This is a genomic window from Clostridium sp. AF32-12BH (genome assembly GCF_003477935.1).
In the GTDB taxonomy this organism is placed as follows: domain Bacteria; phylum Bacillota; class Clostridia; order Lachnospirales; family Lachnospiraceae; genus Brotaphodocola.
The window spans coordinates 6,281-18,848 of sequence record NZ_QUEH01000028.1 but is presented as its reverse complement, the minus strand read 5'-3'; the positions used below and the strand labels follow the sequence as shown (position 1 = coordinate 18,848).

General features: G+C 42.1%; 16 protein-coding genes. 4 read left to right on the top strand and 12 right to left on the bottom strand.

Features of this window, described 5'->3' with window-relative positions; translation table 11 throughout:
* Window positions 1-122: 122 nt before the first annotated feature.
* The 3 genes from DWZ40_RS18570 to DWZ40_RS19895 all read right to left on the bottom strand — a co-directional run bounded on the left by DWZ40_RS18570 (window position 123) and on the right by DWZ40_RS19895 (window position 2,156).
* A complete protein-coding gene (locus tag DWZ40_RS18570) occupies window positions 123-1,094 on the bottom strand; it encodes a lysozyme inhibitor LprI family protein (RefSeq protein ID WP_243035388.1) in 972 nt (323 codons plus the stop codon).
* A 274-nt stretch (window positions 1,095-1,368) separates the two neighbouring features.
* Entirely contained in the window at window positions 1,369-1,896 is a 528-nt protein-coding gene (locus DWZ40_RS18565; RefSeq protein ID WP_118544291.1) for a metallophosphoesterase, read from the bottom strand.
* 5 nt (window positions 1,897-1,901) lie between these two features.
* The gene (locus DWZ40_RS19895) at window positions 1,902-2,156 is read right to left on the bottom strand and encodes a hypothetical protein (RefSeq protein ID WP_147354208.1); all 255 of its coding nucleotides are present in this window, start codon (window positions 2,154-2,156) and stop codon (window positions 1,902-1,904) included.
* A 350-nt stretch (window positions 2,157-2,506) separates the two neighbouring features.
* Between DWZ40_RS19895 and DWZ40_RS18555 the strand changes: the two genes are divergently transcribed.
* Window positions 2,507-2,926, top strand: coding sequence for a RusA family crossover junction endodeoxyribonuclease (locus DWZ40_RS18555; RefSeq protein WP_118544289.1), 420 nt, complete (start codon window positions 2,507-2,509; stop codon window positions 2,924-2,926).
* Between the two features lie 91 nt (window positions 2,927-3,017).
* Here the strand turns inward: DWZ40_RS18555 and DWZ40_RS18550 are convergent, their stop codons facing one another.
* From DWZ40_RS18550 to DWZ40_RS18515, 8 genes are all read right to left on the bottom strand, one after another.
* Entirely contained in the window at window positions 3,018-4,919 is a 1,902-nt protein-coding gene (locus DWZ40_RS18550) for a hypothetical protein (RefSeq protein WP_118544288.1), read from the bottom strand.
* Between the two features lie 186 nt (window positions 4,920-5,105).
* Window positions 5,106-5,690 (bottom strand): SOS response-associated peptidase family protein, encoded by a 585-nt coding sequence (locus tag DWZ40_RS18545; RefSeq protein WP_118544287.1) that lies wholly within the window; start codon window positions 5,688-5,690, stop codon window positions 5,106-5,108.
* A 10-nt stretch (window positions 5,691-5,700) separates the two neighbouring features.
* A complete protein-coding gene (locus tag DWZ40_RS18540; RefSeq protein ID WP_118544286.1) occupies window positions 5,701-6,015 on the bottom strand; it encodes a hypothetical protein in 315 nt (104 codons plus the stop codon).
* An 18-nt stretch (window positions 6,016-6,033) separates the two neighbouring features.
* Window positions 6,034-7,296: a DNA polymerase IV gene (locus DWZ40_RS18535; RefSeq protein WP_118544285.1), complete on the bottom strand. Its 1,263-nt coding sequence runs from the start codon at window positions 7,294-7,296 to the stop codon at window positions 6,034-6,036.
* Between the two features lie 132 nt (window positions 7,297-7,428).
* A complete protein-coding gene (locus DWZ40_RS18530; protein WP_118544284.1) occupies window positions 7,429-8,346 on the bottom strand; it encodes a hypothetical protein in 918 nt (305 codons plus the stop codon).
* A gap of 88 nt (window positions 8,347-8,434) precedes the next feature.
* Window positions 8,435-9,004: a hypothetical protein gene (locus DWZ40_RS18525; RefSeq protein WP_118544283.1), complete on the bottom strand. Its 570-nt coding sequence runs from the start codon at window positions 9,002-9,004 to the stop codon at window positions 8,435-8,437.
* Window positions 9,005-9,173: 169 nt separating this feature from the next.
* Window positions 9,174-9,506 (bottom strand): hypothetical protein, encoded by a 333-nt coding sequence (locus DWZ40_RS18520; protein ID WP_118544282.1) that lies wholly within the window; start codon window positions 9,504-9,506, stop codon window positions 9,174-9,176.
* A gap of 81 nt (window positions 9,507-9,587) precedes the next feature.
* On the bottom strand, window positions 9,588-9,896 hold the full coding sequence (locus DWZ40_RS18515; protein ID WP_118544281.1) for a hypothetical protein: 309 nt from the start codon (window positions 9,894-9,896) through the stop codon (window positions 9,588-9,590).
* A gap of 243 nt (window positions 9,897-10,139) precedes the next feature.
* Here DWZ40_RS18515 and DWZ40_RS18510 point away from each other — a divergent pair, with 243 nt between their 5' ends.
* Window positions 10,140-10,400: a hypothetical protein gene (locus tag DWZ40_RS18510; protein WP_004798084.1), complete on the top strand. Its 261-nt coding sequence runs from the start codon at window positions 10,140-10,142 to the stop codon at window positions 10,398-10,400.
* Window positions 10,401-10,447: 47 nt separating this feature from the next.
* Window positions 10,448-10,948, top strand: a complete 501-nt coding sequence (locus DWZ40_RS18505; RefSeq protein WP_004798083.1) for a hypothetical protein — start codon at window positions 10,448-10,450, stop codon at window positions 10,946-10,948.
* Between the two features lie 94 nt (window positions 10,949-11,042).
* Here the strand turns inward: DWZ40_RS18505 and DWZ40_RS18500 are convergent, their stop codons facing one another.
* Window positions 11,043-11,849 carry a helix-turn-helix domain-containing protein gene (locus tag DWZ40_RS18500; RefSeq protein WP_004798082.1) on the bottom strand — a complete coding sequence of 269 codons (807 nt, stop codon included), beginning with the start codon at window positions 11,847-11,849 and terminating at the stop codon, window positions 11,043-11,045.
* Window positions 11,850-12,332: 483 nt separating this feature from the next.
* Here DWZ40_RS18500 and DWZ40_RS18490 point away from each other — a divergent pair, with 483 nt between their 5' ends.
* Window positions 12,333-12,521 carry a hypothetical protein gene (locus tag DWZ40_RS18490; protein WP_118544280.1) on the top strand — a complete coding sequence of 63 codons (189 nt, stop codon included), beginning with the start codon at window positions 12,333-12,335 and terminating at the stop codon, window positions 12,519-12,521.
* The last annotated feature ends 47 nt before the right edge of the window (window positions 12,522-12,568 follow it).

Below are 12,568 nucleotides of genomic sequence, written 5' to 3'. Positions count from 1 at the left end.
TTCCCACCGGCTTGACTACACACCCTTAGCTGGGCGCACAATTGGAAGTTTCCATTCTCTACAAATTGGACAAGTCATCGGGATGGCTACTTTCGCATAATTTTAAATCACCATCTTTTAGACTAAAATGCGAAAGAAAACTCAAATTTCTCCCCTACAGAGAATGGAACTGCTCCTATTGTTTCCGTGACTTCAAAAGTTGCTCCATTCCATCCGTTGATTTGGATAGTTCCCTTAATGCTGCCGTCATCCGATGTGAAATCAAGGTTTCCATTTCCATTATCAATAAAACTTCCTTCTATTTCACCCAGCCTATAGACAGAAATGATCGCCTCATCTTCTCCATCCCAGCTTTGTTGAGTGATTAGTGAACTGTACACGGCATCGGTTCCCTGGTTATCGACAAACAAACCGTACTTTGTAGATGCTTCCGGCATGGCAAAAGATTCTCCCTCAATCTGTGCCAGCTCATTTGCAATGAAATAAGCCCTGTTCTTGGTTTTTTCTTTCCAAAGGGAATTTACAAGCATAGGATACATACTGCCATTTTCCTCCTGAGAACCAAGGCTCATTAATGTTACTTCTTCTTTCATAGCAATCCAGTTTCTCTGTTCTTCAAGAACCATTTCTTTAGTATCCTGATTTGCCAAGCTACTGAATCTGCTCCAAAGATTATTCAGTTCCGTATCCCAAATCACATAAAGCCATTGAGATGCCACATTCATCTCTCCTTGAGTCTGCGCAGACTCTGCCAGCAAGGTGTATTTTTGGGTAATTGTATCGATATTCTTTAATTCCTCCTGAAGAGAGGATGAATTTGATGCCACATAGGCAACATCCGCTTTGATATCTTCTGTGTAATCATAGGTGAAATCTATTTCAATTGTATCTTTTAGCTCTATATCATCTTCTTCACCGTTATTAAAAGTGGTGGATTCTTCTGATGTCGTCTCCTCATCCATACTTTCAATCTGTAGGCTGCTTTCCTGCTGTGTTACAACAACTGCATCTTCTTTTGTTTTTCCACAAGCCCCTAAACTAAACACCATAAAAAGAGTACATACCAATATGGTTATTTTTTTCTTTTTATTCATAATCGTTCCTCCATCAAATTCCGATTTGCAGCTTCTATTCTACCTTATTCGTATGGCGGCGGGGAATGATCCCCGCTTTGCAATCGCCCGCGCATGGTTGCAGGTTACGCCATCTGTCCACCCTTGTAGCTTTGCAGCCATACACATACAGCAAGGGGGATTTTCTGTTTCTATTCTACCACACATACGTGCTGTCTCATAGAACATTCAGAGAAAATTTGGAACAAAACCAAACATTATTTTTCTTCTTCCTTTTCTCACCTATCTATTTCATTTAGAAATCTTTGTTGTTTTTAACCAGTTCCCCGAAAGTGGCAGGTGCATAATTGTTGATCATACAGCCTGCATTCAGTGCATGCTCCCTGGTCTTCATAAATTCGTATGTCTCGTTTTTTCTGTTATGAATATGACCGTAGATATGCCAGCTACCGTGGTAATAACCATTCCATTCAGCGATTGGAAAATGGCAGAGACAGATCTGCTTGTCCCCATCCGTGACATGCATCATTAACCTTACATCCTCAAAATACTTCATTGCCTCTGGATCTTGCAAGGTTTTTTCATCGTGATTGCCAATAATCAGAACCTTATGACCCTTTAATTGCTGCAGATACCACTTAGTTGCCCTTCCGCCTTTGTAGCAGAAATCGCCAAGAATATAGACGGTATCCTCTGACCGGACACGGGCATTCCAGTTGTTGATTAGGCACCGATCCATTTCGTCAATGTCTGCAAACGGTCGTTTATCAAAACCTATCACATTTCGATGTCCGAAATGCAAATCACTAATATAATAAATCACGTTCCTCACCCTTTCTTTAATCTCTGACATGATGCCGCCTCGATGTACTCCGGACTTTGTGGGAAATAGAAATCCCCAATCTGTGCTTTCCCCGTAAAATAGCATTCTGCTTCGGCCTGCAGAAATGGGATTTCTTCCTTCGGGACGCAATCTGGATCAATCTCAAACTCATAAATACTATGTGCTGTTTCTATTCTGATTTTCTTTTCCGATATCTGCAGGTCTCCCCTGGAAGTGTGAAAATAGTTATAAAACGGCATAAAAAGGTAGACTACATATTTTCCCGGCACGCTATGCGATGGATCAATAACTATCAATCCTTTCCTATTGACATACGATTCGCGCCAATCTGTATGTGGCTCTCCGGTCTGGACATTGATTGCAGCCCGCAAAATTCCTAAATATGTATTATCTGCAAGCATTTCTATTCGCCCCTTTCAGTGATTTCTATATTAATATGGTGCACGCCTCTCTAAATATCTTCTATTAGCGCCTATTTATACCTTACCATACCTTGCCCGCCCAATAAATCAACTGCCAGTTGAAAGTGATTTTATTTTCCCATTCGTCCGCCATATTCTGTATATCAAACTATGGGAGGACATATTCTATGACAGAAACCACAACACTTTCCGACGGGAGTATTCAGATTCTTATCCCGCTTCCGCCGATCACCAAGAAAAATCACCAGCAAATCTGCTGGAAAAACAACTCTGGTGGAAAGAAAACGCCTTTTGTACGGCCGTCTGCGCAGTACGGGCATTATGAGAAAGATTGCTCTGTTTTTCTAAAAGCACTTGGCATTAATCAGCCAGTCAATGTATCCGCAAAATTTTATATGCCGACCCGACGGCGTGTGGATCTGACCAATCTTAATGAAGCGCTGCACGATATTCTGGTTCATTACGGTGTATTAGCTGATGATAATGCAAAAATCATTGTTTCTACGGATGGAAGCCGCGTATACTGGGATAAAGAAAATCCGCGCACTGAGGTGACTATTACAGCGGTGGAGGGAACATTTGGATAAGAAATTAGAAAACGAACTGAGTTCGTTTTTTGAATGTGAAAAGGAGCCTGAGAGGTTTTCTCAGACTCCTTGATTATTGTATAGATATGCGCTATCTTACCATGCTTGCTACATAGCAGCCTAATGGAAGATCTGACACGCTTCCGTCATTGAAGAACATCCACTTGCCATCTACTTCAACCCAACCGGTTGCCATGGTTCCTTTTAAAGCCCCCTCTGTCGGATTCAGATAATACTGATGACCGCTTGCATCTGTAAATAATCCAGTAGACATATTCATATCTGCGCCAAAGTAATACCAGTACAATGTACCATTGTAGCTGATTTGCTGCCACTCATCTTTTGCTTTCTGACCATTTGCTTTGGTGAAGGTCCAGTTTGCTCCATTAGAACCCCATGTAGAAGGAGTACCATTGCTGCTGGAGCTGTCATCGTCATCAGAAGAAGATGTATAAACAGCCTTTGTCTCGATTGCCTTGATCAAAGCCTCGATATTAACGCCACCACCTGCCGGAATGGTTACAGAATAGGTACCGTCTGCATTTTTGACAAGAGATGCAGTTGCCTTGCCAGCTTTAATCTCGGATACTTCATAACCGTCCTTTGTTGCAACGTGAATAGTAATGGTTTCAGTAGCTTTTCCAACTTCATAAAGTCCACTCTTGTCTTTATCCAGAGAACCACCACCGACTTTGGTAACAGTGATTGTACCATTTCCGTTCAGACTGTCTGTATTGGTGCTGACGATGTATTTGATATTGTCGAGGACTTCTTTCTTCAGATCATCTGAAACTTTGGTTGGCTCTGTCCCGTCCGGAGTTCCCATAATATCAAGTTTATTGATATTTTCAATTTCACCGATAATGATTTCCGGTAAGTTGGTCACTTTACCTTCATCATCAAGTCTTACTGTTATCTGGGCATTATTTTTCTCGTTTTCGACTTTTCCAGCAATCGCAAGTTCTGAATCTGCATTTTCATTCTCTGACACATCTAAAATAATATCCTTGCTATCAGTAGCTTTGACATTGCCGCCAATAATTGTAGTCGTTTTTCCTGTTCCGAAAATCCCGACAGTTGCGCCACCGTTACTTGTTATGTCTCCTTTTATAGCAATATCAGAATCCGCATTTTTAATGCCAGAACATCCATATACATCTCCGTCTACACTTACATTCGCATTCCATGCATCAACTGCCGTTGATTCCGTACTTTTAACATTGGCACCTACAATTACGTCAGCATTTTCAGCATACACTCCGGTTCCTTCTGCTGATACATTGCCACCTACTGTAACTTTAGCAATTTCTTCTTTTTTACCAGCATCTGGATTTTCAGAGCTTCCGATTGCTTTTACTCCCCCTTCTTTACCGCTTACATTCCCACCTACTTCTACGATTGAATCATTTGAAACATCAATTCCAATTCCCTCGTCAGATACAACGTCACCTTTCACCGTAACTTTAGTTGCTCCGGTTTCATCTGTCGCACTATTTGTTTTTCCTGCTTCTACACCTGCGTTTTCTTTTGATGTGACATTTCCTCCAACGTCAACAGTAGCTCCGTCCATAGCTTCTATACCTGGATTATCTTTTCCTGATACATTTCCACCTACAGACACCTTGGAGTCATCAGCCCATATGCCTCTGTCTCCTTCGACATTTCCTTCCACACTGACATCCGATTTATTTTCAGCATCAATCGCAATATCTTCTGTCTTTACATTTCCACCAATCTCCGCTTTTCCATTGTCGGCAGACACGCCTACTCTTTCAGTGGCTGTTGCATCTACATCGCCTTTTACAGAAACGGAATCTCCATCTGATACAGATACCGCTGCATCTGCTTCACCATTTGAAACATTTACAGAATCTACCGTTGTTCCTGATGCAACATTGGTTCCATCAATCACCACTTCTGCCATTGTAGGCATAGCTGCTGATGCCGCCAAAATCGCTGCCATCACCAAAGCTGCATATCTTTTGTTTTTCATACTCATTACCTCCGTCGTTATATTATCAATATCTGGATAATGTTATGATGTAAGTATAGCACTATTTTTTGAATAATAATACAGTTTTTAGACACTTTTTGCTACTTGATAAATCTTTGTGCATATTTTTCAAAATACCGTTATTATGGCATTTTTATAGTCTGATAATTCAAGGTATGAATAACGCTATATAGTAAAAATAGACAACTGCTTATATTCCTGCTTGTGCTCCAATAACGGAGGTGTTTTATATAATAGCTTTTCTGCACTGTCCCAATCCTGAATCCATGGAATGATTTCTTCCGGTTTTAATACTAACGGCATGCGATCGTGGACCGGACGCATAGACTTGTTCGGTGCGGTTGTAAGAATGGTAAACTGACTATGATTTTCTGTTGGTTGCCAGATTCCAGCCATATAAAGATTTTTTGATTCCGGCATCGTGAAAGTAACCTTCTCTTTGTCCTTATTCCATTCATAAAAACCCGCCGCAGGAATCACGCATCTGCAATGCCGCACACTATCTCTGAAGATAGGCTTTTCCAGTATGGTTTCCACTCTGGCATTAATCAGCAACCAGTCTTGATATTTTCTCGTAAATCCCCATTGCATCTGCTCCGGCTGAATATTTTCCTTTCCAGTCAGTACCAGTGCCAGATCCGTTGGTCGTACATCCCCTGCCGTTACCCGCAATTTGGAATCATCTACCTGCTTGCATATCTTCCGAATTTCTCGCCACATCTCGTTATCTACAAAATATCTTCCGCACATCTCAATCACCTCAAATCAGCATCACCCATTTACACGCTTCCAAATAAAAAATCAGCTTAAATTCCCGGATCAGCCCGCCGATCACAGCTTCACATCCGTACTCTTTACTTGGAATGCCGCTGTAATTCTTTTCTTCTGTATACTTAACCAGAATGTCTTTCACAGTCTGGATATCACCGGCATCGTCTTCAAATTTGAAATATCGCGGCATGGTCTGTCCAGTCGCAGTGAACCAGGTCATGCAGGCGATATGATACATGTTGCCTTTCGGAATCCCGCTGTCCACCTCAATTCCATATTTCGTCGCATCCGCAAATCCTGCCATGCCGCATCAACTCCTTCATTATAATATCCGTTCCTTCGTATAATCAACCGTTCTTTTCTCTCGGCTGATTCCTCCTGCCATGTGATCCATTTCCTGTTTTCCCGGTACAGATAAAAAGCAGGCTCTTTTTATGCTGTCCATTCCATACTTTTTCCGAATCCGGTCCACTGTTTTTTCCATTCTTTTTGACTTCTCATAATCGATGGTATCGAATAGCTGCATCTGCCGGAATTGGTCCGTTGTGACGCGGCTGGTATGAATTCCAAGATGTCTCAGAGGGATGCCGTCCCATAGTTCTGACAGGCACTGGCAGGCAGCATGGTAAATTTCCATTGTAAGATTTGTTGGCACAGAAAGTGTGATTTGGTGGCCATAAAAGTGTAGGTCCCAGTCTCTCAGGCTGATAGAAACAACGCCGATTTTTACGCTATCGGCTCTCAGTCGGGCAGCGATGGTTTCGGAGAGGGATAAGAGGTATTGCTTTGCGATGCTGGGCTCTGTAACGTCCTGCGGGGTCGTGAGGGAATTCCCATAGCCCTTGGCTGGTGGCGGTGTGTCAATAAGTCTGGAGTCGTCAATTCCATTTGCATACTGCCAGATGAGCAGCCCATGCGATTTCATATAAGCTTGTAAGATGCTTGGATCTGTTTTCGCTAATTCTCCAATGGTATGAATTCCGAGTTTTCTGAGCTTATTAAGCGATGCATGGCCCACATAAAACAGGTCACTCACTGGAAGCGGCCACATCTTCGTTTGGATTTCTGATTTCCAGAGAGTGTGGACTCGGTCCGGCTTTGTAAAATCAGAAGCCATCTTTGCCAGAAGCTTATTTTCTGAAACGCCAATATTAACAGTAAATCCCAGTTCTGCGTGCACTCTATCTTTGATTTCATGAGCCGTCTGCTCTGGATCATCACAGCACCCAGTCATATCCAGAAAAGCTTCATCAATGCTATATTGTTCAATTTTGTCTGTGTATTCAGAGAGCAGTTTTATGAGGGCTTTTGAGGATCTATTATAGAGATCATAGTTCGGGGGGACTAAAATCAGGCCAGGACATTTTTCTTTTGCGGAAACAACCGTTTCTCCAGTCTGGATGTGAAATTTCTTTGCCGGGATGGATTTTGCCAGGATAATGCCGTGCCGTTTTTCCTGATCCCCACCCACAGCACTCACTATCTCCCGTAAATCCTGCTTTCCGCCCAGATGGTGGATTCTATAGCAGGCTTCCCAGGACAGAAAGGCAGAATTGACATCCACGTGAAAAATGACCCTCTTCATATCTGCCCTCCTTGCAATCGAACATTTGTTCTATTTTATTCTAAACTTTTCCTACTTAGATGTCAAGACGGGAAATTTAGGCAAAAAAAAAGCGGCTGACCATTTCTGATCAACCGCTTGGGGAATACTTTATCAACCTGCCCAATACCAATATGCATCCGTGATATATCCTGCCGAATTGTATGAATTAACATCAATACAGCTTGGGAAATTTCCATTATTCTTCTCTAAATATTCTTTTACAGACATGCTGTCTTTCTCATATGTATCCCAGTTGATATAACTGATTTTTGCATCCTTTGTAAACCTAAAATTGGAATTCGCATTTGTTCCGGCAAAATTATCATATTCATCAACAGGCACAAGAGGAAACGTATAATATATGACACCAACAGGAATTTCATAGCAATCATCATATTCTTTGAAATTCACACTTGGATTTACATACGCATCAGCCTTTACGCCAATATGGATTTTTGAATAATCCGTAGCCACATTAATATAATATGGTTTCCCATCAAATGTGGTATATGATATAGGTTTTATAACAAAGCTCCGATATTCCGGGTTCTTCTCACTCTTTGTTTTCACCAAAGTGGATCCCTGCAACTTATAATAGTCTGTTCCACTATCATATGCCCCTGAACTCCATTCATTTACAATTTGACCATCCTCACTAAGGTAATATGCGCTTCTCACAAATCCATGCGCTACATGCACCAGATTGCTGTTTTCTACAGTCCAGATATCATCGATGCTATAATCCGAGGCTTCCACAAAAAGAAGTTCATCCACTCCGTTTCCATCAAGATCCATAAGTGCATACGCATATCCAGATAAATCACCAGTACGATAATGGCTATTATCGTAATACATCGACATCTGTGAATCATCTGTATTCTGATTGTATGCTGGTAGTCCATTTGCAAAATCATCCTGAATAGATTTGATCAGCTCGCTGTACTGTGTCGGCATCTCTGCAAAAGCAGGAAATGCGGTCATTGCTGCAAGTGCCATCGTGCAACCCAAAATTCTAAAACTCTTTTTCATTCGTAATCCCCCTCTCAGGATTGTCCTAAAACAAGAACAATGTCTATATACCCTTTATACCACGGTGACACAGCAGCGGTCAACCATATCAATCTTTCTTCTTATCTGCCTCATCAAAAACCTCTTTTAATATAACCGGTTCGCCGGTTTTCTTATATTCTGTTTCAACTTCTCGAAGTTCCTCTTCCGTCAATTCAAGTGGCTTTTTCAACATATGGGAAAGCCCGTAAATATCTGCTTTGGTCACCCATGGCACAATTTCTGCAATCTGCGATAAAGAATATCCTTTTCCCACCATATTACCGCACACTTCCATAGACATTAATAAGCCTTTTTGTTCTGCAACCAGATCCAAAAAGTGCTTTTTCGTTTCCCAATCATCTACTTCCCGACCATATCTCAAAGCTTTTGCAATCCGAAGCATTGGATTTTCTGTCTTTTTGACATCCGTAATCCACGCTTGGCGTTTTTCTTCAAATTCTCCAATAGAAAGATTCTGATATCTTCCAATCCGGATATCTTCCAGCATATACTCATAGGCTTTGCTACCCCAGAGCGATAAATGAGCACTTCGAGTAGACACAGATGTAAAAAGAACCTGGAGTAAAAAATCCAATGAAGGATCCGCATATACTTCAGATCCCTCTCCAAGTCCCATAGGATAATCACCTTTTGAAAGCAGCTCTTCCAATACCTCTTATAAATTGTACATTTCCTGCGAATCTGGAAAAATATAATTTTCAAACATACTGTTTTTCTTCTCCCTCTCTACATTTTCAAAGAGCCTCCCATTAAGAGAAGCTCTTGGCGAATATTGTTATAATAGTTTACAAAATCTGTAAACCAGCAGATAAAATCCATGAACGAATTTTTTCTATTGGCAAACTCAAAGATTTTGCAATAATTTCTATAGATACGCCGTTCTTATAGAGATTAATAGTATTTTCTTTTTCTTTACTTTCTATCATATCTTTAATTGCCTTGCAGCACACGTTGCCCCCTCCTTCAGTGATTCTATCCCTATTACTTTTCCACCCTTCGCTCAAACTTACACTCCAGCCTTCTTCCTCCCGGAGTAAAACGCTCGAACTTATTTCTGTCCTTTCTAACCCCGTGTAAGAAAAACTCTGTTTCCATGCAAAAGTAATCAATGTCACCATAGCGGTTATTTCGTGGGAAAGAAACACAATATTTGCAGTTCAAACAGCACTCCACCTCTTGTTTCACTTCCGCACCGCCCTTCACGATTCATACACCGTCCCTTTTTCTTCCTCTACCATCTTCTCATACTCATATGCCACGCAGAGGTAATACTCTCCATCCGCACTCGTCATCACGACATCCAGATCCGCTCCGAAATACACCGCCTGCGTCCGCACCACATGCCGCCCGCCGCATTCATACGCAATCATACAGTATCCGCCATCCGAATATACCGTAAACCTCTGATCAGTATGAACCGCCAGCACATTTGCATAGGTAAAGGCTATTTCTTTCTGGATGTCTACGCCTAAACGCGCCTCTACCCACATTGTTGTATTTAATATCATTGATTATTCCTCTATAATATTTTTTGGTATTTTAAAATGAAAAAGGGAAAGAAAAAGAGCATCCGGCTTTATCCACCAGATGCTCTGCTTACGCCGCCCGTTCCGGGCGTTTTTGTTATCTTCCTCTACTTTTCTTCTTTGGTTTTCCTGTTCCTGTTCTATTCCGTTCTCTTTTCAGTTAATCGTTTTTATGGTATGATTTTGAGAAAGACAAATCGGAATTTGTAGAGGGGGTGTGATTATATGAAAAACAATAGCCCACAAAAGCAGGCTGCCATTTCTTGGATCATTTTGATGATAGGGATATTGCTCGCAGTAATAGGAGCAATGACGGCAAAGGAGTACAGAGTAAACCTATGCCTGCTGATCGGTGCAATGGTTGTTATTGGTGGTATTGTATATCATCTCACCATGATGAAATGTCCTTATTGCGGTTGCTCACTTGTTGGTTATAGGCCGATCCCTAAAGAATGTCCAAAGTGTCATAAAAAATTCGAAGAATAAGTTCCAGTTTTTGAAACTGAGAAATCGGAATTTGAGGAGGTGTTCATATGAAGAGAGCATTGCTTTTTATTTTCATGACGGTTTGTGTATTAGGAATGTCCGCCTGCAGCAGCAAAGACGCCATGCCAGAAACATCAGATTCTGCCAGCAATCCGGTTCAGAATACAGATATCAGTAATCTGAATGGAGGAAAAATCTGGTCTGAACAAGATATTGTGTCGATGTTCTCTCTTGTGCAAGAAACAGATTGGGAATACATAGACTGTGTTTTAATTCCAGATCATGCTAGTGACCGTGTTGGTGCAGTACTCTTCCGGAACGATAAGGAGCAAACAAGCAATGTTGCGTTCTTTGATGCAGACGGATACTTTCAACAGTATGGCACATATGCAAGAATGTCTGACGAACCTGACTTTCAGTATCTCGGAGGTGGTGCGGTAACATTTAGGCTGGAAACAGAAGATGGTATAATCTATAACTACACGATCACAATCTCGATCGATGACAGTAATGTGAATTTTAAAGCGGAAGATGATTTGCCAAAATAAATTCCAGTTTGTCGTGCTAAAAATTCAACTGAATAATCCCAGCAAAAACCGCTGCTACATGGAAGCCAACAAACCATGCAACAGCGGTTTTTCTTTATCGTTTTTTCCTCTGGCTGATAGGCGTTCCCATTTTCTTTGATTTTTTGAGAATCCGAATCAGCCAGCGAAATTCTTCATCTGACAGATTTTTATAGTTGATACCAAGCTGCTTACAGTAAAGGACAACCAGCTTTTCATCACGGCTGCCCTTGAAATTTTCAACCGCTTCCAGATTTTCTTTCAGTTCATCGGCAACGGTGGTCTGAGGTGCACTCTCGCTGTCCTTTTTATGGGCTTCCCGAATATCCCGGATAATCAGGTTGAGGTCATCCCGTACCATGTGACTGAAATATTCATCATCACTGATATGGGCGGCTTGCAACACTTTCAAATGGGGGTCATCTTCGCCGGGGCGATACCGTTCAATGATTTCATGCCGGACGGTATCGACAAGGGCGTTGAGGTTCTGAATCTGCATGGTGGCAATCCCATCCACATAAATCTCAATGTCCGCAAGAAACTTGATAAAGTCCTTATGGGTGGCAAGTTCGCACAGCAGACGGTTGTTAATCCGACCGCTTTTCAGAAGTGCTACCATCTCATCACTCAAATGCAGCTCCCTTAATGGCGTGTTGATCTGCTCCCGGTTCTCTGTCCGGCACAGTAGATAATCAACGGAAACCCCATAGAAGTCTGCCAGCGTGATAAGGTTGCCATGATTGATTTCCTTATAATCTTCTTTTTCATAATTTCCAAGAGCTGATTTGGAAATGCCCGTCAGCTTTGATAATTCTTCCAGATTTAAGCCTTTGTCCTTGCGGAGTTCCCAAAGGCGTTCCTGTATGCTTGTTGCTCCTTTCATGGGCGCACGCTCCTTTCCGGCGGTTTGATTGCTGCCGCTTAATTGGATTATATCATACTTTCCGCAATCGTGGAAATTTCCGCTTTTTACCCCTAATTCCTACTTTGTGGACATACGGCACAGGGTACAAAAATGTTCTATGATACAGGTAGTTCATCGATGGATTATTCCAATCGAATGACCAGCCTGTGTGGGATATGCTTCCCCGGCGATGTAGTGCCATGACTTTTGGCAGGGATGTGGAGGAACCCTGACCGAAACGAGCGTACCAAAGGGAGCGATACGCCGCTGTGAGATTCAGGGGAGGAACGACACCGGGGAGAACTGGCGAACTAACACCGAAATGATACCGAAACACGACAATCTGATAGGGGGATAGTCTACCCTATCGCTGATACTTCGGGAGATTTTAGGCGGCTCTATGGCTGTAATTTTTCCGAAAATCGCCCCGAAACCATACACAAAAACGGGAGGAAGCGCAATATGCCGAGAATGAGCAAAAAGAGGAAACAGGAGCTTTCCTTTTACCTCAATGACCGGGGGCGTGTCACTTACAACGAATTATGCCGGAAATGCCAGCATGGGTGCAGGCAGAGCTTCCGGGCGGTTGTGATTGACTGCCCCCGTTATTTATCCAAACGAGCAAAGAAAAAGGAGGAACACACCGAATGAATTTTGAATTTATGACGATAGACACACCACTGCCGCCCTGTATGCCA

Bases quoted from the DNA above. Each gene is read 5' to 3' on its own strand.
- DWZ40_RS18535 (WP_118544285.1), bottom strand. From the start codon at position 7,296: ATGAAGAGGGTCATTTTTCACGTGGATGTCAATTCTGCCTTTCTGTCC.
- DWZ40_RS18520 (WP_118544282.1), bottom strand. From the start codon at position 9,506: ATGGTGACATTGATTACTTTTGCATGGAAACAGAGTTTTTCTTACACG.
- DWZ40_RS18545 (WP_118544287.1), bottom strand. From the start codon at position 5,690: ATGTGCGGAAGATATTTTGTAGATAACGAGATGTGGCGAGAAATTCGG.
- DWZ40_RS18490 (WP_118544280.1), top strand. From the start codon at position 12,333: ATGCCGAGAATGAGCAAAAAGAGGAAACAGGAGCTTTCCTTTTACCTC.
- DWZ40_RS18525 (WP_118544283.1), bottom strand. From the start codon at position 9,004: ATGGGACTTGGAGAGGGATCTGAAGTATATGCGGATCCTTCATTGGAT.
- DWZ40_RS18510 (WP_004798084.1), top strand. From the start codon at position 10,140: ATGAAAAACAATAGCCCACAAAAGCAGGCTGCCATTTCTTGGATCATT.
- DWZ40_RS18540 (WP_118544286.1), bottom strand. From the start codon at position 6,015: ATGGCAGGATTTGCGGATGCGACGAAATATGGAATTGAGGTGGACAGC.
- DWZ40_RS18570 (WP_243035388.1), bottom strand. From the start codon at position 1,094: ATGAATAAAAAGAAAAAAATAACCATATTGGTATGTACTCTTTTTATG.
- DWZ40_RS18500 (WP_004798082.1), bottom strand. From the start codon at position 11,849: ATGAAAGGAGCAACAAGCATACAGGAACGCCTTTGGGAACTCCGCAAG.
- DWZ40_RS18555 (WP_118544289.1), top strand. From the start codon at position 2,507: ATGACAGAAACCACAACACTTTCCGACGGGAGTATTCAGATTCTTATC.
- DWZ40_RS18530 (WP_118544284.1), bottom strand. From the start codon at position 8,346: ATGAAAAAGAGTTTTAGAATTTTGGGTTGCACGATGGCACTTGCAGCA.
- DWZ40_RS18515 (WP_118544281.1), bottom strand. From the start codon at position 9,896: ATGATATTAAATACAACAATGTGGGTAGAGGCGCGTTTAGGCGTAGAC.
- DWZ40_RS18505 (WP_004798083.1), top strand. From the start codon at position 10,448: ATGAAGAGAGCATTGCTTTTTATTTTCATGACGGTTTGTGTATTAGGA.
- DWZ40_RS19895 (WP_147354208.1), bottom strand. From the start codon at position 2,156: ATGCCGTTTTATAACTATTTTCACACTTCCAGGGGAGACCTGCAGATA.
- DWZ40_RS18550 (WP_118544288.1), bottom strand. From the start codon at position 4,919: ATGAAAAACAAAAGATATGCAGCTTTGGTGATGGCAGCGATTTTGGCG.